We start from the raw sequence: 23,811 nt of genomic DNA, 5'->3' as shown, positions 1-23,811 counted from the left end.
GGAATTCTTGTGCCCGTTGGGGCAAAGGCCATGAAGGACACCAAATTCGGTCGATTTCGGGCAGGGCTGGAGTGCCGAGGAGGTCTGGATGCAGCAAGCTTGCTTGCCGACCCGCCAAGAGCCCGCCACTGGCCGATAGCTCTTGGCCATGGCGGGCTGATTGGCTGATTGATAATTCGCACCGGAGCGGAGTTGTATCCGCATGACCGGGCAGGCATCGGCGAGCCGGGCGAGGAAGCAGAGCCGAAGCACCTGTGACTTTTCTGGTGGTACAAGTCAAACCCGAGTGGCACAACTGAATCGTTGAGGAGAGGCCCGGCTGCCGGGCTCAGGACCAGATGCGGAATAGGATGGGCTGATGAATCCATCCCCGTATCTGCAAACCCGCCGCCGCCTCGTTGCCGCCGCGCCTTCAGAGATCTTCGAACTGCTCAGGGATCCGGCCATGCACCCGGTCATCGACGGCTCAGGAACGGTGCGGGCCTCGAATGCGCAGGGCAGCAAGCTCAGCCTGGGCAGCGAGTTCGGCATGCAGATGCGTCTGGGTGTCCCGTACCGGATCAGCAATACCGTGGTGGAATTCGAGCAGGACCGGCAGATCGCTTGGCGGCACTTCAGCGGGCATCGGTGGCGCTACGAGCTGGAAGCTATAGGGTCCGGGACCATGGTCAGCGAAACCTGGGATGCGAGCCGGTTACGGCACAAGTGGGTGTTACGGATCCTAGGATTCACTCGGAGTACCGGGCCTAATATGGAACGCACCCTGGAACGGCTGGCCGCGCAGTTCCCCGGCGCCACCGAGTGAGGGACTTTGCTCTGAGCAGCTCGTCGAAGACGAGGTCAAATACCGCGCCCAGCCGCAGCGACGCATGCTTGCGCAAGTTCATCGAGCTCATCGGCGATCTGATGCGAATACACAGCAATTCAGGGCGGATCGACCCGGGCTTCCTCACCATCGAGCGAGTGTTGATGCTCCTCAACGTGGTGGTCGCACTGGTGGCCGTCGCTTTCAAGAACGCCTACACATGAACCTTGCTGTTCGGACTGGACCGCGCTCTTCGACGCTTGCAGGTTCGCCGAGAACGCGTCCGCCACCAAGGGAAGCGAATTCGACTGGGCGCTGGCATTCTTCGATCTGAACTTCTTGTAGGTGGCGGTCCGGATCGTTGGGTGCAGGCTCTGAGATGCGGAGATGGTGGTGCTAACCCCCGGGATCATCCGGGCGGCGACGAATAACTGGTACATGAGCGAGGTGGCGTTCCTGGCCGGGGTGCTTGTCGGCCGGACGCCACAAGAAAGGTCTTCACGGGCTCTTAACAGTTAAGCGTGGTGCAGAGTGCTCGGCAGGGCCGCAACCCTGCCGTGTATAACAATATCCGAAGCCGATAATGCCCATGATTCCTATAACCCCGACCAATCCGTTTCAGGTTCTTCGCTGTCAGATTCGCTTCCTCTTTCCTGGCGTTCGTCAGCCTCGTTCGGCTGAACACCAAAAACTCACTCCTCCACGCAGCGAATGTGCGGTACATCGACTTCACCTCAACCATTTTGTTGTTATCAGGGATTTCTCCTGCACCGCCCATCTGGATTGGAATTCATGGGTATCCGCGGCTTTCAACAGTTGCCACACGCGCTCCTTGTTCGCATGAATCACCCCGAATTCCGCGTCAGTTCCATGATCACCTTCAACCGTTCAACCTGCTCGATCGACAGGTTCTCCTAGTTGCAGCTCAGCAGCTGGCGGTACTTGTAAGGCCGGATCAGCCGCCCGGCCGCGACGCTCGTGCACTTCGTGGGAGCTGCGCCGGCGGACCTGCATGATCATCAGAATTGCCCGCTGAATCACGTGGAAATGTTCCACGCTGACCTTAGCCTTCGGCAGATTATCTCGCACCGCCTTGCAGAATTCCGATGACTTGTAGATTGCGACGTACTGCACACTTTGATACCAATTCCATGGCCGGGATTTCTACCATCGTTTCACTGCGGTGCCACGGCGACCGTCCACGGTATCCAAGTTCTTTCCGTTATCCAGATCAGTAACCACGATCGACCAGGGCTCAATCCGCACGACTTTCCTAGTCCTGTCCCAAGCGTGGCGGACTTCGCGGAATCGGTGCTTGTCGATGTCGAATAGGCGGAGGGACATCCGGTCCACATCTAGGTATGGACTGCCGTTTCGCGCTCTAAATGCGAAGCGTCCTAGAAGGTCTTGCCCGAGTAGCCCAACTTGCGCGAAATTTGCGTGGCGGTAGATCCCATCACGGACTTGAGCGCTTTCATCCGCTCGTCAGGCATGTAGGGATTAGTGGCAGACATGCTGATGGCGGCGATGATCTGGCCACTGCCGTCGCGGATCGGTGCGGCGACGCATCGGATGCCAGGCTCATTGTCTTCCAGATCCATGGCGATGCCTTCTTTTGCGTAGGCTTTCATCCTGGACAGGAACGCCTCCTTGGTTTGATGCGAGGCCTGTTCTACAGGCGACTCGGAATCAAAGGTGGATTCCCAGCGCAGGGGAGTATCAAGCAGGAGCGCTTTGCCGATGCCGGTGCGGCTTAGAGGCATGCGTTGTCCGACTCGTGAGCGCATTTGTGCGCCGCGAGTTCCAGGGACTTTGTCGACATAAAGCACCTGCGCTTCGTCTTCCACCGCTAGATGCACCGTGTCCTGGTACTTGCGGGCGAGCTCTTCCAAAATGGGTTTCGCAATAACAGGGACCGGGCTTTGATAGAGGGCATGGAAACCCAGCTCGATCAGTGCCGGGCCCAGGCTGAAATCGGTGCCATGGGTGCTGCGCAGGAATCCGCGCTGCACCTGGAGCTTCACCATGCGTTGCGCAGCGCTCTTTCCGATATTGGCTGCGGCTGCCACTTCATTCAGATTCGTCGCACCGCGGCCAACAGCGCGCAGAATCTCCAGTCCGCGAGCAAGTGTGAGCGTGCCCGGAGGAGGAGCGTCAATTGAATCGTCTGTGGTGGGTTCGGGATTCATGGTCATGACGTGTTCCTTGGTATGAAAAGATCAAAGTATTTCATCCCACTATATACAACACCTTTTGAACTATTGGGATACCTCCGACACTATTCAGATGTGAAGGGGAGCACAGCTGAACGATCTTGTGCAGTCCATGAAATGAAAACAGGAGTTATGACAAACATCGCCGAACCCCAGTTGATCGCCTTGGACTGGGGAACTACGTCCGCACGCGCCTACCTCATGGGCGCCGATGGCCACATCGTGGCGGAACGCAGTGCAGCTCTTGGCATCATGCAAGTGGCCTCGAAGGCGCAAGCCGAGACCCAGTCCCTCGATGAGGCCTTCAAGGCGACGCTGACCGAACTGTGCGGCGATTGGCTGGATAACTTCGAGAATGTCCCCGTGATCGCCTGCGGAATGGTTGGCAGTCAGCAGGGCTGGACCGAAGCGGCCTACCGACCAGTTCCAGCCAATTTGGCTGATCCAGAATTCGAGTTGGCATCAGTGGAGATCGCTCCGGGCCGAACGATGCAGATCATCCCCGGCGTCTTGGACCTCAAAGAACTTCCAGACGTCATGCGCGGTGAAGAAACTCAAATCCTCGGTGCCATTGATCTTGCCGCCCTGAACGCAGATGACTCCGAAGAGCAACTGTTCCTGCTCCCGGGGACGCACTCCAAATGGGTCAAGGTCTCCGGACGCACGATTACCGAATTCTGCACTTCCATGACAGGTGAAACGTTTGCACTGCTCAGCACCCGGTCCATCCTCTCCAAGCTCATCGAGCCAGCATCATCGGCGAATTGGTCGGCCTTTGATCGAGGCGTGAAGGTATCGCAATCGGGCGAGGGCGCTGCGGATCTGATGCTCACGGCCTTCTCCGCGAGAACCTTGGTTCTGACCGAGCGTTTGGAAAAAAACGAAGTCAGTAACTATCTCTCTGGGCTGATGATCGGTGCTGAAATCCGTTCCGTTCTTGGCAAGCAAGCCACCAACGACGCCCTGTCGCTGACCATCTGCGGCAATAAGGAACTCAGCTCCAGGTACACCAGGGCGCTGAATATTTTCGGAATTGATCAGGTGCGCGAACTGCAAGGCACAGCCCCTCGGGGAATCTGGGCCGTTGCAAGCGCACAAGGCCTCCTGCAGACCCCCTCGGTCTGAGCCACCAACTTGCAACACGATTTATCAAGAAAGGTTTTGCCGTGAATGAACTGACGACAACTTTGAAGGCTGCCGGACTCGTAGCCATTTTGCGAGGTCTTCATCCTTCGGAAGCTCAAGGCGTTGGCGAAGCGCTCTATGCCAGCGGTTTTCGGTCTTTGGAGGTACCGCTGAATTCCCCGGAGCCATTGAAGAGCATCGAAATTTTACGCGGTGCGCTACCTGAAGACGCAGTAGTTGGTGCAGGAACTGTGCTCACCGTAGACCAAGTTCGCTCGTGCCACGAGGCGGGCTCCCAAATCATCGTTTCGCCAAACACCAACGTGCGGGTTATCCAAGAAACGGTGGCGCTGGGCATGGATTCGTTCCCAGGTGCTGCTACTCCGAGCAACGCCTTTGATGCCATTGAAGCCGGAGCGAAGAACGTCAAGATTTTCCCTGCCGAGCAAGTAGGCCTGGCGGGATTCAAGGCGTGGACCGCTGTGATTCCCTCCGGCATTGGCCTGATCCCTGTCGGGGGCATCAACGAGGAGAACATGGCGCAATGGCTGGAAGCCGGAGCCACAGGTTTTGGCATTGGCTCCTCCCTTTACAAGTCCGGACGAAGCCTTGAAGACCTGAAAACGAGGGCAGGCAATCTTGTCTCTGCCTACCAAACGATTCATGAGATGAGGAAGTCTGCATGAAAATTACAAAACTGACCACGTACATGGTGCCACCTCGCTGGTTGTTCCTGAAGATCGAAACCGACGAGGGAATTGTCGGTTGGGGCGAGCCAGTACTCGAAGGCCGCGCATCTACTGTTGCCGCAGCAGTTGAGGAACTTTCGGATTACCTCATCGGCCAGGATCCGCGAAACATCGAGGACCTGTGGACGGTAATGTACCGCGGCGGCTTCTACCGCGGTGGCGGCATCATGATGAGCGCCCTGGCCGGCATCGACCAGGCGCTGTGGGACATCAAGGGCAAAGCCCTTGGGGTTCCTGCCTACGAGCTACTCGGTGGCAAGGTGCGCGACAAGATCCGCGTGTACTCATGGATTGGCGGCGACCGCCCGTCGGATACCGCAGCCGCCGCGAAGGCCGCTGTTGAACGTGGCTTCACTGCAGTGAAAATGAACGGCACCGAAGAACTCCAGTACATCGATACCTGGGACAAGGTTCAGGGGTGCTTGGAGAACGTTCAGGCTGTCCGCGACGCAGTAGGCGAGAACGTAGGCATCGGCGTTGACTTCCATGGTCGAGTGCACAAGCCAATGGCCAAAGTCCTGCTCAAGGAACTAGAGCCCTTCAAGCTGATGTTCATTGAAGAACCGGTACTCAGTGAAAACGTGAACTCCATGCTGGAGCCATTGCGCAATTCCAGTACTCCGATTGCCTTGGGCGAGCGGCTGTTCTCCCGTTGGGACTTCAAGGATGTCTTGGCCAGCGGAGCGGTGGACATCATTCAGCCGGATCCCTCGCACTGTGGCGGCATCACCGAAGCCCGCAAGATTGCGGCGATGGCTGAAGCCTATGACGTTGCAGTCGCCTTGCACTGCCCACTGGGCCCAATCGCTCTAGCCGCGAACCTGCAGATCGATGCCGGTGCATACAACGCCTTTATCCAGGAGCAATCCCTGGGAATCCACTACAACAAATCCAACGATCTCCTTGACTACGTCAATGATCCGTCGGTCTTCGCCTACGAGGATGGCATGGTTGCCATCCCTGAAGGTCCGGGTCTGGGCATTGATGTAAATGAAGAGTACGTCATTGAACGCGCAGCTGAAGGTCATCGCTGGCGCAACCCAATTTGGCGTCACAAGGACGGATCCTTCGCAGAATGGTAAATCGTATGTCTCAGTCGACACTGTCGTCAGCTGCAACACTCAAGAGCGCTGGCAAAGCTACAAAGACGCGCTACGCCGTAGCCTTCATGTTGTTCCTCACCGTAGTAATCAACTACATGGATCGTTCAAACCTCTCGGTTGCAGCGCCGTTGATCTCCGAGGAGTTCGGCCTGGACACAGCGCAGCAAGGCCTGTTGCTCTCTGCCTTTGGCTGGACCTACGCGGCCATGCAGCTACCGGGCGGTTGGTTGGTAGACCGAGTTCAGCCTCGTCTGCTGTACCCAATTTGCCTGGTGCTGTGGTCGGTGGCCACAATCTTCATGGGCATGGCCGGAAGCTTCATTGCTTTGATCGTGTTGCGAATGGCTGTCGGTGGCTTCGAAGCCCCTGCGTACCCAATCAACAACAAGGTGGTCACTGCCTGGTTCCCTGAACGTGAGCGCGCCACCGCTATTGGCTTCTACACCTCTGGCCAGTTCATAGGTCTCGCGCTGCTGACCCCCGTCCTGCTGTGGCTTCAGCATGCATTGACCTGGCACTGGGTCTTCGTGGTCACCGGTGCGGTAGGCGTCGTATGGGGCCTGATCTGGTTCATCATGTACCGGAATCCGGTGGATTCCAAGAGAGCCAATGCCGCTGAAATCGAGTACATCCGCGAGGGTGGCGGACTTGTTGACCTTGGCAGCAAGAAGGCCAAGACGGTTGCACCGAAGCTGAGCAAGGCTGACTTTGCCTTGGTTTTGGGACGCAAGAAGCTGTGGGGAATCTATATTGGCCAGTTCTGCCTGACCTCCACGCTGTGGTTCTTCCTGACCTGGTTCCCAACCTACTTGGTGACCTACCGCCAGATGGACTACATCAAGACGGGATTTCTGACGTCGCTTCCATTCATCGCGGCGTTGGTCGGTGTATTGATCAGTGGTGTTCTCTCTGACCTCATGCTCAAGCGTGGGGTGAGCCTGGGTACTTCCCGGAAGCTGCCAATCATCACCGGGCTGTTGCTCTCCATGAGCATGATTGGTGCAATCTTCACGGACAGCACCGCACTGGTCATCACCTTCATGTCTATTGCCTTCTTCGGCAATGGCCTGGCTTCGATTACCTGGTCCTTGGTATCTGCACTGGCACCGTCTCGCCTGATTGGTTTGACCGGTGGCATGTTCAACTTCATCGGCAACCTGTCCTCGATTGCCACTCCAATCGTGATTGGCTTGCTGGTCTCGGCGACCGATTTCGGCCCAGCCTTCATTTACATGACGGTCATTGCCGCGGTTGGCATCCTCTCCTACGTGTTCCTGGTCGGCAAGGTTAAACGCGTCGAGGGCTAATCAACGCGAACTACAGATAAGGGGCCAGTTTCGGAACTCAGAATTGAAACGGGCCCCTTATTTCGCATTTCGAGGACTAATCTCGGCTAAGCGAATGCTTAGTGGGCTGATCATTACGTGCGTTGATTGCCTAATCGCCCACACTCAATGGTGGGTAGGCAGTAAAATCTGCTTTGCTCTCCACCTACTGAGAATCTCCCGGAACAGCAACAAATCCGGGTATTTTCCGGGCTGTGAGACCTCAATTGCTTGCCTACCCAAGATGATTCGAACATTGCCGCAGGGATTCGGAACTGCAAAGAGGTCCGCTACTTGTTGTGCTGGTCGGATGTAGGTCGGTTCGCATCAGCGAAATAATGTCTGACCTGCGGATTGATCTTGTTTTCATCTGGCTTGCGACGAAGTTACAGCGGGTCCTGGCAAAGCCGACCTCGACTACGGCTACCAGAGGCGCAAGCGTTGGTGTTAATCGCCGTATGAGCGCGACCAGCCTATCGCCGCAGTTGCAGTTGTGTCCGGTGCAGCCACTCATGAAATTTGCCGTGAGCGTGGACTATGTACCGGGTGCTAGGCCGTTTGAGCTAGGAGAAACTTGTCGTAGGTGACTTTGAGTAGCTCTCGGTCTGGCCGCTCTTTGGCAGTGCGAGGAAGCATCATCAGCTTTTGCTTGTGTCGTTGTTTTAGTCCGTGTTCGAGCATGGGTCCGTCGACTTCGTCGAGCAGATCGGGTCGAATCTCGACAGTGTAGTCCGGGGTGATGCCCAGGATATGCGAATCGAAAGCTGCATGATGGATTTTGCAAAGTGTGAGGCCGTTAGTTACAGCTGCGATACCGTCTTCGTCCGCATCGGGAATGATATGTGCGGCGTCAAGGAGCTGTGCGTGCCCCAGGTTGCAAACGGCGCAACGCACTTGGTAAGCGCGGATCACCGAAGCTCTGAACACTGGCTGGTGAAGTCGGGCTTTAGTCTCACGGACTAAATACTTTTTGACGATCGTGTCTGGACCGTCGGGTGCTGTGAGTTCAGCAAGGGACAAGCCCTTTTCGGCAGCGATGCTCAGAACGAACTGCTCTTGATCGGCTTCTTCGCCCACGATCTTGACAGGACAGAGAACATGGAACCGCATTGGTGAGCCGCCTACTCCGATAAACCAAATAAGCGGTAGATCCCGCTCTTTAGCAAGACGAAGACCAGCGTTCGTGTTCTTGTGGGGATCGCTGCCCTCCCATTTATATCTCGGCATACCATCAGGTCCGACTTCGTCGGCGTACGGGCGTTCTTCGCCAGGTTTCCGGAAGGAGGTCATGATGCTCAGTGCGGTGTCGAGCACCTGAGGCTTTCTGATCCCCTTCATGGGATCGATAAGTTTGAACGGTTCACCGTCGAAGAAAAAGTCGTTGATCTCTTCACGAGTGAGTGAGTATTTACCGTCATCTGTGCGTACACGAAGCCATTCGATCGCTTCAAGGCGCAATCGCAAATCGTCAAGTTGAGACCATTTGCGTGGCATTGAGTGATTCTCCTTCAGTGACAATATGATTGAACAATAGCAGCATGAGTAGGCAAATTACGAGTAAATGCATCCGATTTATGCTCGTGATTAATTGAGATCCACTGTCAAAAGCGTCGCGTTGACGTCGAGTCAATTGAGACACGTCCAAGAAGCGAAGCGATGCGCTCACAGGACATATGATGCATTCTAAAAGTAATCAAAATATGGGGTAATCCAAAATGGAAACTGCAATGAATGGGACCTTGTCCAGATCGGAAATTTTCAAGTCAAGTGAGACCAATGAGTGTTAACCAGCTTGCATTTCTTGTCCTTCCAACCGCTTCACCGGCTCATTGATCCACGCCGCTTCGGGCATCTGAAGCTTCTTCGGCAACCTGCGCCGCCCAAAACGCTCAGGATGCTCATCCCAAGCCTTCTGCAATGCAGCCAACCTCTGGTCATCAACATGCCCAGTCATCCCGAAATGAACATCAGCAGGCGTATGGAACCCAATCCCCGAATGGCGATGGTGCCCGTTATACGACTGAACGAACCGGTCCATGAAAGCCCGGGCATCAACAAGTGATCCAAACCGCTGCGGGAATGTCGGAAGATACTTCAAGGTCTTGAACCACGCCTCACTGAACGGGTTGTCATTGCTGACCTTCGGCCGCGAATGCGATTTGAGCACGTCCAAGTCCGCCAACAAAGCCGCCACGGGTTTCGAGGTCATCGAGGTGCCGCGGTCGGCATGCACAACTTTCGGCACCTGGTCTTTGGCGAACACCCCGGCAATGAAATCACGCGCCAGCTCCCCGGATTCACGAGTATGTACCTGGCAACCGACGATATAGCGCGAATAGATATCAATCATCACGTACGCGTCGAAATACACGCCCTTCGTCGGGCCGGCCAGCTTAGTGATATCCCAAGTGAACACCTCTCCAGGCTGATCCGCGACCAGCTCGGGGACCTTTCGTGCTGGATGACGGGCCTGTCGACGGCGTTCAGCCACTTGCTTCGCCCTCCGCAGCAACCGATACATGCTCGATACCGAGCACAGATGTGTCCCTTCAGGCAGCAGCGTGGCGTGGATCTGCTCTGGGGCTTGGTCCACGAACCGTTCGGTGTTCAGCGTTGCCAGAATCGTGGTTTCTTCCTGCGCGGTGAGCTTGTTCGCTAGTGCCGGGCGAGGAGCGGTAGCCCGCAGTGCTCGCCCTGCGCGGGCAGCGTTTTGGCGGCGGTTCATCGTCGCCCTACTGACCCCGGCCAGCGAGCTGGCCTGACGTGTTGATACCCCGCCGGTGACCAGTTGTTCATAAACGTGGGACAGGAGGTCCTGGGCTGCTATTTGGAATCCGCGCTCTTCGAGATTTGTTCCAAGAGCGCGTGTGCTTTTCCCATGATCTCTAACGCGGTTTGGGTGGTTGCAAGCTTCTGCTCGTTGGCAGCTAGCTGCTTTTTCAGTCGGGCGATTTCCGCTTGTTCCTTGCTCAGCCGGCTACTGGACCGGGCCGGGAAGCTGTTGCTGGTTGAATCTCCGAGGACTCCGGCGTCGCGTAGCCTGCGCCATTCAACGATCTGCGAGGAATACAAGGCGTTGGCGCGCAGGTAGCCTCGGCCCTCGCCGGTTTGGATCGCTTGTTCGCAGCCGTCGAGGTAAGCCAGTTTCTGGGCTGGGCTGATGCTCCTGCGGCGGGGCTGTTCTGGGCGCGAATCGATGGAGTCAATAGTTCCATTCTCCGGCATGTTCCCCGGGGTGGGGTGGATGGAATCGATGCTCATGATGGCGGTTGTACCTGTTCTCGCCCTGTCTGAGGGGAGGTTTACTTGCTATGAATCAGTGGTCTCACTCCAGCCTGACAGACAGGGGACGACGTTCGGCTCAGATTCAAAGGCATGGGTTGCCCCTTGGCTAACCCAACGAGAGTTATCCACGTAGCCCCCTAACTCTAGAATTCTGATACTGCTATCTAAGCACGTCAGACCTACAGAATGGAGCTCTTGGTAAGTGTGCGAAGCAGCCGAACACTATTGGGTTTTTGGTACATGAAATCGGCGGTAGATGAGGGTCGTGGTGGACATGCCCATATTATCGTTGGCGGCTTGGTTCTTTGGATCTTCAGCTTGAATCAGACCGGCTGCAGATCGGGGATGTAGAATCCGGCGGAGGTGGGGGCTGCGGCCTCCGGAGTCGCCGCTGGCAGTGCTGCGTATGGCCACGGAGTTATTAGTTCTTTCCCGCTCGGTTTTGAGTTTCGTTTGGGCGAGGTCTGTCACGATGGCGAAGGCCAGGGCCGTTGTGTTTCGGTGTCCGCAATGCCGTCGAGATCCAGGACCCGAAACTCGATATCGCGTTCGAGTAGGTTCTCGGTGAGTTCGAGCATTTTCTGGTTGGAGCGCCGGCGCCCGTCCAGGGCGGAAATCATGAGGATTCGTAACCAGGATCGTTGAGCTAACTATAGATAGCATTCGTCCGAAGTAAAATGAATTGTTTCTTGTTCAGGTTCAAGCGCTCTAATGAATATTATTTCTGGTCGAATAGATTTTCGAGGCGGCAACTGATGCGATAGAAAAGCAATCAAGTTAGGATCCGGCTTACTGCCTGTCTTTGAGGTCAGTCGAGAGGTATCTCGGGGCACAATGAAATATGGCAAGTTTCAGGAGGTAGTTCATGAATCGCATACGTCTACTGGCCGACTGCGACACTGGTATCGACGATGCCCTGGCCTTGGTGTATCTGTGCTCGCTCGATCACGTGCAGATCGAGGCAGCCACCAGCACCCCGGGCAACGTCGATGTCGAGCAAGTCGCCGCGAATAACCGCGCTCTGCTCAAGTTCTGCGGAAAGCAAGACGTCCCGGTGCTCGTCGGTGCGCGGGAGCCACTTGAAATTCAGCTCGTGACCACTCCGGAGACCCACGGGCCTCAGGGGGTTGGCTACGCAACGCTTCCCGATCCTGGCTCAGGCTCAGCTACAGACAATGACGCCGTTGACTATTGGATTCATGCAGCACGCGCCAACCCAGGAGAGCTTACAGTGCTCCTGACTGCGCCGCTGACAAACTTCGCTCTGGCACTTCGACGCGAACCACGTCTTCCTTGGTTGCTGCGCAAGGTAGTGATCATGGGCGGCGCCTTCTACTACCAAGGCAACACCACGCCTACCGCTGAGTGGAACACTCACGTGGACCCGCATGCGGCAAAGGAAGTTTTTGCTGCCTACACTGCTGCCGCGGAACAAGGATTAGATTCCTCGAAGTTGCCGATTGTCTGTTCTCTAGACACCACGGAGCGCTTCGAGATGCAGCCGGACTTCCTGGCGAAGCTTTCCATTGAAGCCGGATGCGCTGAACCAGAGATCGTCCAGGCTAGCGACCCGGAGGGGACCCTGAGCAAGTCCTCCAATCCGCTGGTGCGCTACCTTTCTGACGCCCTGCGGTTCTACTTCGAATTCCACAGGCACTACGACCAGGGCTACATCGCTCACGTGCACGACTACTTTGCCGCTGGCGTTGCCGCGGGAACCCTCGATTATGAAACACGTCCAGCAACAATTGACGTTGAGACAGAATCGCAATTACTCTTTGGTACCACGGTGGCCGATTTCCGTGGGCTGTGGGGCAAGCCGGCGAATGCCCAGGTGGTCGTGTCAAATGACCCCGAAGCAGGGTTTGCCGAGCTGGTCCAGCGCCTCGGTGCGCTAGCAAGGAAACTCAACGAGAATTCCTGAGCGCAGGCAGGTGGGCTAGAATCGTCTACCGGGTCGAGGTGACATAGACCCGCCATTCGCGCGTTGCGGGAGCAATCCTGCGCGCAGCCAAACTCGTATCCCCAGGATTGCCTCATCATGTCACCGAACCTTCTTTTGCCCGAAGCATCAGCGACCCAGCTCCTGCGCCGCAGGGTGCTCGGCGCCGCTGGAACCCTGCTGCTCGTGGGAACCTACCTGTTCCTGGTCATCACCCAACCCGCGGGAATCGTCGAGGGCTTGGGCCAGGGAGTTGCCTTGGCAACTTTCGCCGCCTACCTGATTGCAGCCGTCCTGCTGCTGCTCGCTGTGCTGCCGGATCTGCCGGTCTCCGCCCTGACACTGATCCCGGTCGCGCTGGCACTGAATATCATCCTGGGCCAATTCGTCGGGTCCGTCATGGTCCCGCTCTACCTGGATTCCATCGGTACTGTTCTCGTGGGCTTCCTGGCCGGCCGCCGTGCTGGTGCTGCCACCGGTGTGCTCAGCACGCTGATCTGGTCGCTGTTTGCCCCCACCGTTTTGCCGTTCGCTGCCGGAGCCGCACTGGTCGGTTTCCTTGCGGGAACCGCCGCTCGCTACGGCGCCCTGCGCCGGCCATACCTTGCCCCAATCGCGGGCCTGGTTTCCGGTGTACTGGTTGGCGTAGTCTCCTCCCCGGTGGCTGCCTTCGTCTACGGCGGCACCTCGGGTGTCGGTACCGGCGCAGTGGTTGCGGCCTTCCGCTCCATGGGGGATTCGCTGCTCTCCGCGGTCACCAAACAGGCCCTGATCTCTGACCCGGGAGACAAGGCAATTGTCTTCCTCATCGCGGCGTTACTGGTCTTCGCCTTGCCGAAGCGCTTGAGCGGTTCTTTCGAATTCATCCGCCGCTACAAGGTGCTGGGCAAGAGCGGAAACAAGTAGGCCACCTATGAAGCGCCGCATCGCTGAGTTGCATCCTTTTACCGTGCTTTGCCTAGCCGTGCTCACCGTTTCGGTGGCCACGGCTGCCAGCCGCTGGTGGCTGAGCTGCGCGGTAATAGCGCTTTGCCTGGCCATTGCCGCAGTTGCGGGCAAGGCCCGCAAACTCGCGGCGCTCAGTGGTGCCATCATGCTCCCGACCCTCCTGTCCTTGCTGATGATCCATGGACTGGCTTCACAGGATTCCTCGGCGGTGATCGCGGCATGGGGGCCTGTCAGCCTGACGCTTGGAGGAATGGAAATCGCCATGGCCCTGGCCTTGCGCACCGCCGTGCTGGTGGTGGCTGGTTTGCTTTGCGGTGTGCTGATCGACAAGCACCAGCTGGTGGCTGCTATCGACTTGTCTCCGGCTCCGCCGCAGGCGGGATACCTGTTGGCATCCACGCTGTTTCTTCTTCCGCAGATGATGGAAAAGCAGCATGCCATTGGCCAAGCCCAGGCCTTGCGGAAAGCAGGAACCGGCCGGGGCTTGGCCGGCTGGCTGCAGCGCCTGAAGCTGCGGGCAGTACCGCTGGTGCTCTCCTCGGTGCAAGATGCCCATGACCGTTCGGTGCATCTGGCCGCGCGCGGTTTCCCCGCCCGCGGCGAGCACAGCAGACTGCGCCGTGTCGCAGACTCGCAGATCCAGAGGGGCGTCCGCTGGGTTGCCCTGCTGTGTTCGGTGCTGGTGCCGGTAGTGATTCTGGTGCCTCTCGGGGGAGCCTCATGATGGATATGGATCACCGTGCACCTGCCGGAACCACGGCGGCGCTGCACCTCAGGCTGGGAAGCTTCCGCTACTCCGAGGCGCACGCCGAGGCCTTGCGCGAGATCGAGTTGGAATTCTTCCCGGGTTCCCTGACTGTCATTGCCGGCGACTCTGGATCCGGAAAGTCCACGCTGGGCGGAGTATTAGCTGGCATGCTTCCGCGGCCGGGAGCGGACCAATGCGAGGGAACGGTCAGCCTGGCGGGGCAATGGATCGATTTTTCTCCGGAGCGTTCGCCACGCATCGACGTCGCCGGCTGGGCCAGGCACGTAGGACTGCTGCCCCACGATGCGGGGCTCTACCTCTCGGGGATTCGCCAGACGGTTGCAGAAGAGCTGGTCTTCGCGCGGGAGAATGAAGGAATGCCCCGTGAAGAGATGGCAGACCTCATCGACGAGCTATCCACGCGGCTTTCCCTGGAACATCTGCTGGAACGCGATCCCGCCAAGCTTTCAGGAGGCCAAGAACGCCTGGTCGCACTGGCCGCGTTGTCCGCAGCCAAACCGTCCATCATTGTGCTCGATGAACCGTTGGCCGGGTTGGATTCCAAGGCAACTCAGGCCGTGACTTCGATGATCACCAGGTTGCGTGCCGAAGGCACTGCACTTGTGGTGCTGAGCCGGACGGCAGAAGCATGGGAGGCCGAAGCGGATTCACTGTGGAACTTGGCGGAAGGAACTTTGCAGCGAGCAACTGCAGGCGCTACAACCAGTGCGTTGCCTTCCAAATCTAATAGACCATCTGTCCCCGCCGCATCCGCAAAGCCTTTGCTGGACTTTGCCGGCGTGCAACTCGGATACAAAGGCGCCAGCGCCCCGGTCATCTCCAACCTTGACCTCGAAGTCCGTGCCGGTGAATGCGTGGGGCTGGCCGGCGCCAACGGTACGGGCAAGACGACACTGCTCAAAGCCGCAGCAGGGTTAATCAAGCCAACTGCCGGAAAAGTGCGGGTGGCAGGTGATGCTGGGATGCTCCTGCAGAACCCTTCGGACCAGCTTTTCGAGCGTACAGTTGCCCGGGAGGTCGCCTTTGGCCTTCCCAAGAAGAGCATCCAACGTGACCGCGTGCCGTTGGTGCTTGCACAGCTGGGTCTGGAATCCTTTGCGCAGACCCATCCTTATGAGCTGCCAGCTTCGGCCCGCCGGCTCGTTGCCTTGGCCACCGTTTTGGTGCGCGAACCGCAGCTGCTCCTCCTTGACGAGCCAACCGAAGCGCTGGACTCGGCGGGGCTTCACTGCCTGCACGGGGCCATCGATTCCGTACTCGAACGCGGGGGAGCGGTGCTGTTCTCCTCCCACGATGAGCGGTTCATGTCGTCCACCGCGCACAGGGTGCACCGCATGCGGAGCAGTGACTGAGCTCACCGACCTTTGATTGACACGTCATCGACTTTCGGGATGGTTCGGAGTAGCGTCCAAGGTATGAGGCCAACGGAAATCCCGTGACCATCTTGAAACGGAAAGTGGGTCCATCATGGCTCAGTATGATGTAGCAGATCGTTCGGCAGTAGTCACCGGCGCCGGTTCGGGCATTGGACAGGCTATCGCCATCCTCTTAGCCGCTAATGGAACCAAGGTGGTGGTCCAGGACCTCAATGCGCAGGCCGCTGGCGCTACCGTGGAAACCATCAAGGCCGCAGGCGGAGAAGCCGTAGCTGTTGCAGGAGATGCCAGCTCTTCGGCTGTCATAGACGAAACCATCAAGGCGGCCAACGCCATGGCTCCATTGAAGATCGGCGTCAACAACGCAGGCATCGGCGGCCGCGCCGCCAAGGTGGGCGAGCTGACTGACGAGGACTGGGACAAGGTCATCTCCGTGAACCTCAACGCCGTCTTCCGCGGAACCCGTGCCCAGGCGAACGCCATGAGCGAGAACGGGGGAGGGTCCATCGTGAACATGGCCTCGATCCTCGGCTCGGTGGGCTTCGCCGGCAGCTCCGCCTACGTTTCCACGAAGCATGCCGTGGTGGGTCTGAGCAAGACCGCCGCCGTCGAATATGCCACCTCAGGGGTACGCGTGAACAGCGTAGCCCCGGGCTTCATCGAAACCCCGTTGCTGCAGCAAATGCCCAAGAAGGCCTATGATGCGCTGGTCGACAAGCACCCGATTGCCCGCTTGGGCAAGCCGGAAGAAGTGGCGGCGCTCGTGGCCTTCCTGGCCAGCGATGCCGCGTCCTTCGTGACCGGCAGCTACCATCTGGTTGACGGCGGCTACACCGCCGTATAGCCCATCGGATCAAGCGGATGCGGTGCGGAGTTGTGCCGCATCCGCTGGTTTATTGCTCCTGGCGAACCCTCGAATCCAAGCAATGAGCGTCAGGCGATTCCAATGCTCTGGAGCCGTTAGCCAGCTCATGTTCTTAGCCGAAGCGGAATAAGTTGCTTGCGGCGATAGTTACGCTGTGCAACTACAATTTCCAATTCAGGAGTCCCGCCCCATGGATCTGTTTTCCCCTCTCGCCCTCGGCGACCTCAAGCTGTCCAACCGCCTGGTCATGGCACCGCTCACCCGCTCGCGTTCGGGCAAGGACGGCGTGCCCAACGCAGATGTAGTCGAGTACTACCGCCAGCGCGCGTCCCTGGGCCTGATCGTCAGCGAGGGCACCTACCCGAGCTTTGCCGGCCAGGGCTTCGTCCGCCAGCCGGGCCTGGTCACCGAGGAGCAGATTGCCGGCTGGAAGAAGGTCACCGACGCGGTGCACGCCGAAGGCGGCCTCATCGTGGCCCAGGTCATGCACGCCGGCCGGGTCACCCACCCGGAAACCACCGGTGCAAACTACGTCGAGGCACCAAGCGCCATCGCGGTTGAAGGCGAGTCGCGCACCTACACCGGAAAGCACGCGTACCCGGTTCCGCATGCTCTGGGCACCGAAGAACTCCCAAGGATCATCGAGGAATTCGTTGCCGCTTCGCGCAATGCCATCGCCGCCGGATTCGACGGCGTGGAGCTTCACGGGGCCAACGGCTACCTGCTGCACGAGTTCCTGGCGCCTTCGGCCAACACCCGCACCGACAACTACGGTGGCTCCCCGGAGAACCGGGCCCGCTTCGTCATCGAGGTAGTTACCGCTGTCGCTGAAGCAATTGGCGCCGGCAAGACCGGCCTGCGCATTTCGCCGGAACACAATGTCCAGGGCGCGGTAGAAAATGATCGTGCGGATGTGCTGGCTACCTACACCGCGCTGGTCCAGGGCATCGCGCCGCTGGAGCTGGCCAACCTGAGCATCCTGCACCATGACCCAGCCGGCGAGCTGGTCCAGTCGCTGCGCAAGGCCTTTGGCGGACCGGTGCTGCTGAACACCGGCTTCGCGGAGATCACCACCTATGAGGAAGCCGCACGCGTGGCTGCCGAAGGCTGGGGAGAAGCCGTAGTCGTGGGCCGCCCTGCGATAGCCAACCCGGATCTGGTGCGCCGCTGGAAGGAACAGCTGCCGCTGAACGAACCAGATTTCGCGACCTTCTACACCGAAGGCCCCGAGGGCTACATCGACTACCCCTTCTGGGAGAACTGATAGCGCCAACTGAATAGCGATGCCAGCGGCCTCGTCCAATCAGCATTGGGCGGGGCCGCTGGCCTATTGTCATGTGGCGGCGGCGGTCATCCGAACCAGGGCTTCTCGGCAGCCGCCAACGTCCCGTCATTCTTGGCCATGTTCAGCCACTGGTTCACGTACTCCTGGAACTCGTCATCGCCCAGCGGCAGCAGGTACGCCTTCTGGGAGAAATTGAATGGCTGATCCGGGTGCACCGCGCACAGCTCGGGTTGCTCGTTGGCCACCCACCGGGTTTCGGAGGCATCGGTGGTCATCACATCGGCACGCCCGGCAATGATCTCATCGAAGATCTTGTTGTTGTCCTCGAAACGGATGATTTCCCCTTCGGGGTAATTCGCGTCGGCGAACTTCTCGTTGGTCCCGCCAATCGGAGTGATGGAACGGACCCCGGGCTGGTTGATTTCCTTGACCGTGTCGTACTTCTCCACGTTCTCGCACAAGGTGATTGGCGTCTTGCCCTCGTCCAGGGTGGCTTCGCTGTAGTAGGCCTGCTGGGCGCGTTCCATGGAAATGGATACCCCGCCCACGGCGATATCGCATTCGGAGAGGAAGTCCGGCATCAAGTCCTTCCAGGAGGTCTGGATGAACTCGGGCTCTGCGCCCATCGACTCGGCAAGATTCTTGGCCATCGTGATGTCGATTCCCGACCATTCCCCGGTGTCCGGGTCAAGGTAGGTGAAAGGCCGGTAGTCCCCGGTGGTGCAGACCTTCAGCGTTCCGGCTTCAGCTACGCTGGTCAGCCGGGTGCTCTCGGAAACTGGCTCCTGGGCGTCGCCGGAATCCGGGGCTGGAGCCGAACAGCCTGCAAGGAACAAGGCTGCGCATAGGGCCAGCAATGGCAACCGGCGGGTAATGGACGGATTCTTCTGCGAACTGTCGGTCATAGTCCATCAATCTATAAGCGCTCCAAGTCAGGGCACAAGAGTTCCGGGTTTTCTTACGCGAGCAGAAATCAGCCGGCAGCAGGAACCGCTGCGGTCAGGTCCAGCGCGGCCACGAGATCCTTGCTGTGCTGATGTTCCGCATTGCCCAGGAAATCGTTGAGCGGTCGATGCTCCACCAGCTCGCCCTCGTAGAACACGGCTACGTCGTCACTCACATAGCGGATCACGTCCATGTCGTGGGAGATGACAACGAGGCTCAGCCCCATGTGCTCGCGCAATTCAAGCAGCAGGTCGAGGATGTGGCGCTGGGCTACCGAATCCAGTGCAGAGGTGGACTCATCGCAAATCAATACCTGGGGGTCGGTCAGCAGCGCCCGCGCGATGGCCAGGCGCTGGAGCTGGCCGCCGGAGCACTGGCCCGGCCTGCGATCCAGTAATTCTCCGGACAGCCCCACCTGGGCCATGACTTGCGCCATGCGCTCGCCGGCCTGGATTGCCGGCAGCCGGTGCACCGCCGCGCTCATTGACGTGCGGAGGGAAAGCCGGGGATCGAAGGACGAGTACGGTTCCTGGGCGATCACCTGCACCCGCGTTGTTTCGCCATTGCGGCGCGTATCGATGATCCGTCCGGTCGTTGGCTCTTCCAACCCGGCCAGCAGCCGGGCGAAGGTGCTCTTGCCCGAACCGGAGCGGCCCACCACTCCCAGGATCTGGCCGCCGTGCAGGCGCAAGCTTGTGGGCTTCAATGCTGCCGGGCCCTTTGCGCGGCGCGTGTAGTTCTTGCCCGCATCCACCGCTTCCAGCAAGCATGCGGAATCCTTCATTCGTGGCGTGCGCAGGGGAGGCAAGCTGGCTTCCACCAGCTCGCGTGTCTTGGCGTGGCGGTCCTTGGAGAAGATGTGCGCGGTGGGGCACTGGTCCACAATTTGCCCGTCGCTGACTACTACGACGCGGTCTGCGATGTGCTGGATGCTGGCGATGTCGTGGGTGATGAACAGGACGCCCACGCCACGTTCCTGCTGCTTGCGGCGCAACAATTGCAGCACTTCGGCCTTGAGAATCGAGTCCAAGGATGACGTGGGTTCATCAGCCAAAATGAACTCCGGGTCAGCGGCCAGGGCGATGGCCAGCATGGCGCGTTGGGCCATCCCGCCGGAGAGCTGGTCCGGGCGCTGGCCGGCAATCTGCTGGGCAGGGGACAGGCCTACTTCTTCGAGCAAGGACAGCACCTGTTGCTCGTGCTGGCGGGCTTTGCCCCAGCCGTGGGCTCCCAGGGCTTCAAGCAGATGCGCGCGGATGGTCAGCCGCGGGTTCATCACGCGCTTGGGCTGCTGGAACAGCATGCTGATGCGCCGTCCGCGCACCGAGTCCATGGCTTTCTCGCCCAGCTGGTCAAGGCGCTGGCCGTCAAGCAGGATCTGGCCCTCGGCACGCAGCTGCTGGGGCAGCAGGCCGATGATCGCCTTGGTGAGCAGCGTCTTGCCGGAACCGGAACGCCCGACAACCGCCACCAATTCGCCGGCTCGCAGGGCGCCGCGTGCTTCGGAAAGCAATCGCTGATCGCCGGAGCTGACCGAAAGGTCAATGAATTCAAGTTCTCTAGTCATGGGCTTCCGCCTTGGCCTCGGTGGCAAGCACGTCCTGCCCGCCCAGCACGTGCGTGATTCGATTGCCCAGCAGGGTGACGCAGAAGCTGACCAGGAAGATGGCTGCGCCCGGCGCAATCAGGCCCCAAGGGGAGCGGATGGCATGGGGCTGGGCTTCGGCGAGCATTGAACCCCAGTCGGACTGCGGCGGCTGGACGCCGATGCCCAGATAGGACAAGGAGCCGAGCAATACCAGCAGCAGACCGAAGCGCAATGCCGCCTGGGCCAGCACCGGTCCAGCCACGAAGGGCAGGACGTGGTGGCGCAGGATGAACCAGCGCGAAGCGCCGACATGCCTGGAGGCTTCGACGTGGTGGGTGGATAGTGCCTGGGCCGCCATGGAACGCACCAACCGTGCGGTGGGGGTCCATGCCACGACGCCCACGGAAAGCACCATGGTGAAGAATCCGGGGCCCATGACCGCGATGATCAGCAGCGCAATCACGATTTCGGGCAGTGCGAGCAGCAAGTCGTTCACGCGCAGGAAGAGCTCATCCAGCCATCCGCCGCGCATCGCGCTGAGCAGGCCCAGTGCGGTGCCAACCAGCAGCGCGAACAGCGTGGTGATCAGCGCTACCGATAGTGAGAACCGGCCACCGTGCAGCACCCTGCTCAAGGTGTCGCGGCCCAGGGCATCGGTGCCCAGCAGATGGGACAGGCTGGGTCCCTGCAACCGGTCCGCCAGGTTCTGGGCGTCGGGGTTGTAGGGGGAAATCCACGGGGCGGCGATGGTCAGGATGACCACCGCCAGCAAGATGAACGCGGGAGGGGAAAACAGGATTTCCCTGGAATGATTCCTAGCCATGTCGTACACCAATCCTCACATTGGGATCGCTGATCCTGTGCACCAGGTCAACGATTCCGGTCACCAGTACGGCACAGGTGACGACCACCACCACGCCACCCTGGGCGACCGGGATATCGGCATCGACGATGGAGTCGAAGATCAGCCGGCCCATTCCGGGAATGGCGAAGATGACTTCCACGATGACCGACCCGCCCAGCAGCCCGGCAAACCAGACACCCACCATGGTCCACAGCGGCAGCAAACCGTGGGGAACCACATGGCGGACCAGCCCCTGGGTGCTGCTCAGCCCGCGGGCGCGGGCGGCCAGCACGTGCTCGGAGTCCAATGCCTGGCGCACCCCCGAGCGCACCGCGACGGTGAAGAAGCTGATGGGGCGCAAGGCCAGAATGAAGACCGGCAGCACCATCGAGGCCGGGGATTCGAAACCGGCCGAGGGAAGCAGCGAGAAGCGCACCGCGAAGAGCAGGACCAGCAGCGGAGCCAGCGCATATTCGGGGATGGCAATCAACGCATGGGTCGCCGAGGTGATCAGCCTATCGGGCCACCTCCCGGCACGGGTGGCCGACAGCACTCCCAAGACAATGGACACGGCGATGGCCACCACCAGTGCGCTGCCGGCCAAGGACAGGGTGACGCCGATGGCCGGCAGCACCTGGTCGGCTACCGGGGTGCCGCTGATATGCGAGATGCCCATGTCTCCGGTGGCGAATCGGCCCAGCCACCGTCCGAACTGCACCAGCATCGGGTCGTGCAGGCCGAATTGCTGTGCGTAGGCCTGCACCGTTGCCTCGTCGGCGGTTCCGATATCCATGCGGGCGCGCAGCAAGGACCGCACGGGGTCCCCGGGGGAAACGAAGGGGACCAGGAATACCGCGAAGGATGAGAGCAGAACTGCTGCGCCGAGTCCAATGGCCCGGCGCAGCATGGTGGCTAGAGGCGACACGCTAGCTGGTCTTCGCCAGATCCTTGGTCAGCACGTAGCGGGTCAGCGGGTCCTGGACGTAGCCCTGGACCTTGGCTCCCACGCCGTCGATAGCCTGCTCGTTGACCAGCCAGACGTTCGCGGCGTCGTCGGCGAGCAGGTCCCCTGCCTGGCGGTAGAGGTCGTGGCGCTGGGCCTCGTCCTTCTCTGCCAGTGCCTGGCCGATCAGCTGGTCGTAGTCCTTGTTGCAGTAGTGGCTCAGGTTGTAGCCGCCCTCGCAGGTGTAGTCGGACTGCAGGAAGCCGATCGGATCGGCAATGTCGATCATCCGGTTGCGCTGGCTGAGGATCATGTCGTAGTTGCCGGCCAGCACATCGGGCTCCGCGGCGCCGTAGGATTTGGTCACCACGTTTGCCTGCAAGCCGATCTGCTTGAACTGCTCCTGGACGATGGCGCCTACCCCGGCGAACTCCGCGCGTTCGGTGATCGCAATGATTTCCAGCGGCTTGTCCTGCTGGTAGCCGGACGCTTCCACCAGCTTCTTGGCTTCTTCGATATTCACCTGCGGCACGGCCAGATCCGGGTTGGCCCAGGGCTCGCTCGGGGCGAAGGGGCCGGTGGCAGGCTGCGCGGCGCCTTCGTAGATGCTGGCGGCCATGGCCGGCAGATCCAGGGCCATGGTGGCGGCCTTGCGCAGGTCCAGGTTCTCGAATGGGGCACGCGAGTTGTTCAGGTACAGGGTCGAGGTGCGAGGCGAATCGGCCTTGAGCACGCTGATCTTGCTATCGGCTTCCAAAGCCGCCAGGCTCGTGGCCGGGATGGACATGGAAATGTCCGCTTCTCCGGTCTGGACCTGGGTGGCGCGGGTGGCGCCTTCGGTGATGTAGCGGATTTCGCCGCCGGCCAGCTTCACCTCTCCGTCCCAGTAATTCGCGTTGCGGTCCAAGGTCAGGGACTGCCCGGCTTTTTCGGAGACCGGGGCGAAAGGTCCGGTGCAGTGCTTCATCGGGTCGATGCCCTTGCCGGTGTACGCGGCAGGGGAGAGCACGCCGGCATTCACGCTGGCCATGCGGTAGGGCAGCAGCGGATCCGCGGCGGGGGTGGTGACGCGCACGGTATCAGCGTCCAGGGCCTGGACCTTCTTGATGGTCTTGGGGTTCACCGCACGGGCCGGGGCGGTGGCCTTAAGGACGTGGTTCAGCGAGCCGGCAACGGCCTTGGCATCCATGGCGGTGCCATCCTGGAACAGTACGTTCTTGCGCAGCTCGAAATCCCATTCGGTGTCCGAGGACTGCTTCCAGGAAGCAGCGAGCATCGGCTCAACGGTTTTGGTGCTCTGGTTGTATTTGGCCAGGGTTTCCAGGCAACCGGCGATGGAGAGCACATAGGCGTCGTCGCTTTCCAGCGCCCAATTGGAGACCGGGGCGCGGAAATTGGCCACAACCACGCGGGCTTCCGGGTCCGCGGCTTGTTCCGGGGCGGAGCTCGCAGGGGTGGAGCTGCAGGCGGTCAGCGCCAGGGCAATGGCCGCAAAACCTGCGGCAACGCTCAATCGTCCAAGTTTCATGGAAATCCTTCGGTATTACGTGATGGATTGGCATCTAATGCAATAGAGCCTCGGTAAGCGTACCCTAATTAGTTGCCTCGTTTTGCTGATTATGACCCGGCAGGGAAAGCGGAGGAAAAGCCCCCGCAGAGAGCCTGGGAAGAGTGGAAGCTGAGTAGTGCAAAGTTGGGGTG

At 59.7% G+C, this 23,811-nt stretch carries 21 protein-coding genes and 1 pseudogene; 11 read left to right on the top strand and 11 right to left on the bottom strand.

The window, feature by feature from the left end; all coding sequences use genetic code 11:
* Positions 1 to 358 precede the first annotated feature (358 nt).
* Complete coding sequence (locus ACIQTS_RS04325; protein WP_105662126.1) at positions 359 to 805, top strand: SRPBCC family protein; 447 nt, start codon at positions 359 to 361, stop codon at positions 803 to 805.
* Between the two features lie 119 nt (positions 806 to 924).
* Here ACIQTS_RS04325 and ACIQTS_RS04320 read toward each other — a convergent pair whose 3' ends face one another.
* The 3 genes and pseudogenes from ACIQTS_RS04320 to ACIQTS_RS04310 form a co-directional block, all read right to left on the bottom strand.
* On the bottom strand, positions 925 to 1,245 hold the full coding sequence (locus ACIQTS_RS04320) for a hypothetical protein (protein ID WP_402471508.1): 321 nt from the start codon (positions 1,243 to 1,245) through the stop codon (positions 925 to 927).
* Positions 1,246 to 1,313: 68 nt separating this feature from the next.
* Positions 1,314 to 2,161 (bottom strand): annotated as a pseudogene (locus ACIQTS_RS04315) (transposase); the annotation flags it as partial.
* A gap of 41 nt (positions 2,162 to 2,202) precedes the next feature.
* Positions 2,203 to 3,000 carry an IclR family transcriptional regulator gene (locus tag ACIQTS_RS04310; protein ID WP_402471506.1) on the bottom strand — a complete coding sequence of 266 codons (798 nt, stop codon included), beginning with the start codon at positions 2,998 to 3,000 and terminating at the stop codon, positions 2,203 to 2,205.
* 150 nt (positions 3,001 to 3,150) lie between these two features.
* On the opposite strand from ACIQTS_RS04310, the gene ACIQTS_RS04305 reads away from it, so the two are divergent.
* The 4 genes from ACIQTS_RS04305 to ACIQTS_RS04290 are packed head-to-tail and all read left to right on the top strand — an operon-like array spanning position 3,151 to position 7,302.
* Entirely contained in the window at positions 3,151 to 4,143 is a 993-nt protein-coding gene (locus ACIQTS_RS04305) for a 2-dehydro-3-deoxygalactonokinase (RefSeq protein WP_365945411.1), read from the top strand.
* A 41-nt stretch (positions 4,144 to 4,184) separates the two neighbouring features.
* Entirely contained in the window at positions 4,185 to 4,829 is a 645-nt protein-coding gene (locus tag ACIQTS_RS04300; RefSeq protein ID WP_365945410.1) for a 2-dehydro-3-deoxy-6-phosphogalactonate aldolase, read from the top strand.
* Positions 4,826 to 5,974: a galactonate dehydratase gene (dgoD, locus tag ACIQTS_RS04295; protein WP_013350471.1), complete on the top strand. Its 1,149-nt coding sequence runs from the start codon at positions 4,826 to 4,828 to the stop codon at positions 5,972 to 5,974. Before ACIQTS_RS04300 ends, dgoD begins: the two co-directional genes overlap by 4 nt.
* Positions 5,975 to 5,979: 5 nt before the next feature.
* Entirely contained in the window at positions 5,980 to 7,302 is a 1,323-nt protein-coding gene (locus tag ACIQTS_RS04290) for an MFS transporter (RefSeq protein WP_402471501.1), read from the top strand.
* Positions 7,303 to 7,869: 567 nt separating this feature from the next.
* Here the strand turns inward: ACIQTS_RS04290 and ACIQTS_RS04285 are convergent.
* The 3 genes from ACIQTS_RS04285 to ACIQTS_RS04275 form a co-directional block, all read right to left on the bottom strand.
* Positions 7,870 to 8,814 (bottom strand): HNH endonuclease, encoded by a 945-nt coding sequence (locus ACIQTS_RS04285; protein WP_365945408.1) that lies wholly within the window; start codon positions 8,812 to 8,814, stop codon positions 7,870 to 7,872.
* 289 nt (positions 8,815 to 9,103) lie between these two features.
* Positions 9,104 to 10,581 (bottom strand): IS3-like element ISAar44 family transposase gene (locus tag ACIQTS_RS04280; RefSeq protein ID WP_402471499.1). Its coding sequence is split into 2 segments (ribosomal slippage): positions 9,104 to 10,191 and positions 10,191 to 10,581, totalling 1,479 coding nucleotides; the frame shifts between segments, so codons are not numbered across the junction.
* 491 nt (positions 10,582 to 11,072) lie between these two features.
* Positions 11,073 to 11,225, bottom strand: coding sequence for a hypothetical protein (locus ACIQTS_RS04275; RefSeq protein ID WP_365946108.1), 153 nt, complete (start codon positions 11,223 to 11,225; stop codon positions 11,073 to 11,075).
* 245 nt (positions 11,226 to 11,470) lie between these two features.
* Between ACIQTS_RS04275 and ACIQTS_RS04270 the strand changes: the two genes are divergently transcribed.
* From ACIQTS_RS04270 to ACIQTS_RS04245, 6 genes are all read left to right on the top strand, one after another.
* Positions 11,471 to 12,529, top strand: a complete 1,059-nt coding sequence (locus tag ACIQTS_RS04270; RefSeq protein ID WP_402471497.1) for a nucleoside hydrolase — start codon at positions 11,471 to 11,473, stop codon at positions 12,527 to 12,529.
* Between the two features lie 117 nt (positions 12,530 to 12,646).
* Complete coding sequence (locus ACIQTS_RS04265; protein WP_105659162.1) at positions 12,647 to 13,453, top strand: glycosyl transferase family 9; 807 nt, start codon at positions 12,647 to 12,649, stop codon at positions 13,451 to 13,453.
* 7 nt (positions 13,454 to 13,460) lie between these two features.
* Positions 13,461 to 14,219 (top strand): energy-coupling factor transporter transmembrane component T family protein, encoded by a 759-nt coding sequence (locus ACIQTS_RS04260; RefSeq protein ID WP_402471495.1) that lies wholly within the window; start codon positions 13,461 to 13,463, stop codon positions 14,217 to 14,219.
* Positions 14,216 to 15,616 carry an ABC transporter ATP-binding protein gene (locus ACIQTS_RS04255; RefSeq protein ID WP_402471493.1) on the top strand — a complete coding sequence of 467 codons (1,401 nt, stop codon included), beginning with the start codon at positions 14,216 to 14,218 and terminating at the stop codon, positions 15,614 to 15,616. Before ACIQTS_RS04260 ends, ACIQTS_RS04255 begins: the two co-directional genes overlap by 4 nt.
* Positions 15,617 to 15,731: 115 nt before the next feature.
* The gene (locus ACIQTS_RS04250) at positions 15,732 to 16,484 is read left to right on the top strand and encodes an SDR family oxidoreductase (protein ID WP_365946104.1); all 753 of its coding nucleotides are present in this window, start codon (positions 15,732 to 15,734) and stop codon (positions 16,482 to 16,484) included.
* 211 nt (positions 16,485 to 16,695) lie between these two features.
* Positions 16,696 to 17,769, top strand: a complete 1,074-nt coding sequence (locus tag ACIQTS_RS04245) for an alkene reductase (RefSeq protein ID WP_402471491.1) — start codon at positions 16,696 to 16,698, stop codon at positions 17,767 to 17,769.
* 86 nt (positions 17,770 to 17,855) lie between these two features.
* Here ACIQTS_RS04245 and ACIQTS_RS04240 read toward each other — a convergent pair whose 3' ends face one another.
* From ACIQTS_RS04240 to ACIQTS_RS04220, 5 genes are all read right to left on the bottom strand, one after another.
* Entirely contained in the window at positions 17,856 to 18,695 is an 840-nt protein-coding gene (locus tag ACIQTS_RS04240; protein WP_402471488.1) for a transporter substrate-binding domain-containing protein, read from the bottom strand.
* A 68-nt stretch (positions 18,696 to 18,763) separates the two neighbouring features.
* Positions 18,764 to 20,302, bottom strand: coding sequence for an ABC transporter ATP-binding protein (locus tag ACIQTS_RS04235; RefSeq protein WP_402471486.1), 1,539 nt, complete (start codon positions 20,300 to 20,302; stop codon positions 18,764 to 18,766).
* Positions 20,295 to 21,146 carry an ABC transporter permease gene (locus ACIQTS_RS04230; RefSeq protein WP_402471484.1) on the bottom strand — a complete coding sequence of 284 codons (852 nt, stop codon included), beginning with the start codon at positions 21,144 to 21,146 and terminating at the stop codon, positions 20,295 to 20,297. The genes ACIQTS_RS04235 and ACIQTS_RS04230 overlap by 8 nt, the downstream gene beginning before the upstream one ends.
* A complete protein-coding gene (locus tag ACIQTS_RS04225) occupies positions 21,139 to 22,092 on the bottom strand; it encodes an ABC transporter permease (RefSeq protein WP_402471482.1) in 954 nt (317 codons plus the stop codon). The genes ACIQTS_RS04230 and ACIQTS_RS04225 overlap by 8 nt, the downstream gene beginning before the upstream one ends.
* Before the next feature lies 1 nt (position 22,093).
* Complete coding sequence (locus tag ACIQTS_RS04220) at positions 22,094 to 23,638, bottom strand: ABC transporter substrate-binding protein (protein WP_402471479.1); 1,545 nt, start codon at positions 23,636 to 23,638, stop codon at positions 22,094 to 22,096.
* Positions 23,639 to 23,811 lie beyond the last annotated feature (173 nt).

This window comes from Glutamicibacter sp. NPDC090743 (genome assembly GCF_044769125.1).
In the GTDB taxonomy this organism is placed as follows: domain Bacteria; phylum Actinomycetota; class Actinomycetes; order Actinomycetales; family Micrococcaceae; genus Glutamicibacter.
The sequence above is the reverse complement of the archived record's forward strand: the minus strand, read 5'-3'. Positions and strand labels throughout refer to the sequence as shown.

Bases quoted from the DNA above. Each gene is read 5' to 3' on its own strand.
- ACIQTS_RS04325 (WP_105662126.1), top strand. From the start codon at position 359: ATGAATCCATCCCCGTATCTGCAAACCCGCCGCCGCCTCGTTGCCGCC.
- ACIQTS_RS04320 (WP_402471508.1), bottom strand. From the start codon at position 1,245: ATGTACCAGTTATTCGTCGCCGCCCGGATGATCCCGGGGGTTAGCACC.
- ACIQTS_RS04310 (WP_402471506.1), bottom strand. From the start codon at position 3,000: ATGACCATGAATCCCGAACCCACCACAGACGATTCAATTGACGCTCCT.
- ACIQTS_RS04305 (WP_365945411.1), top strand. From the start codon at position 3,151: ATGACAAACATCGCCGAACCCCAGTTGATCGCCTTGGACTGGGGAACT.
- dgoD (WP_013350471.1), top strand. From the start codon at position 4,826: ATGAAAATTACAAAACTGACCACGTACATGGTGCCACCTCGCTGGTTG.
- ACIQTS_RS04290 (WP_402471501.1), top strand. From the start codon at position 5,980: ATGTCTCAGTCGACACTGTCGTCAGCTGCAACACTCAAGAGCGCTGGC.
- ACIQTS_RS04285 (WP_365945408.1), bottom strand. From the start codon at position 8,814: ATGCCACGCAAATGGTCTCAACTTGACGATTTGCGATTGCGCCTTGAA.
- ACIQTS_RS04275 (WP_365946108.1), bottom strand. From the start codon at position 11,225: ATGATTTCCGCCCTGGACGGGCGCCGGCGCTCCAACCAGAAAATGCTC.
- ACIQTS_RS04270 (WP_402471497.1), top strand. From the start codon at position 11,471: ATGAATCGCATACGTCTACTGGCCGACTGCGACACTGGTATCGACGAT.
- ACIQTS_RS04265 (WP_105659162.1), top strand. From the start codon at position 12,647: ATGTCACCGAACCTTCTTTTGCCCGAAGCATCAGCGACCCAGCTCCTG.
- ACIQTS_RS04260 (WP_402471495.1), top strand. From the start codon at position 13,461: ATGAAGCGCCGCATCGCTGAGTTGCATCCTTTTACCGTGCTTTGCCTA.
- ACIQTS_RS04255 (WP_402471493.1), top strand. From the start codon at position 14,216: ATGATGGATATGGATCACCGTGCACCTGCCGGAACCACGGCGGCGCTG.
- ACIQTS_RS04250 (WP_365946104.1), top strand. From the start codon at position 15,732: ATGGCTCAGTATGATGTAGCAGATCGTTCGGCAGTAGTCACCGGCGCC.
- ACIQTS_RS04245 (WP_402471491.1), top strand. From the start codon at position 16,696: ATGGATCTGTTTTCCCCTCTCGCCCTCGGCGACCTCAAGCTGTCCAAC.
- ACIQTS_RS04240 (WP_402471488.1), bottom strand. From the start codon at position 18,695: ATGACCGACAGTTCGCAGAAGAATCCGTCCATTACCCGCCGGTTGCCA.
- ACIQTS_RS04235 (WP_402471486.1), bottom strand. From the start codon at position 20,302: ATGACTAGAGAACTTGAATTCATTGACCTTTCGGTCAGCTCCGGCGAT.
- ACIQTS_RS04230 (WP_402471484.1), bottom strand. From the start codon at position 21,146: ATGGCTAGGAATCATTCCAGGGAAATCCTGTTTTCCCCTCCCGCGTTC.
- ACIQTS_RS04220 (WP_402471479.1), bottom strand. From the start codon at position 23,638: ATGAAACTTGGACGATTGAGCGTTGCCGCAGGTTTTGCGGCCATTGCC.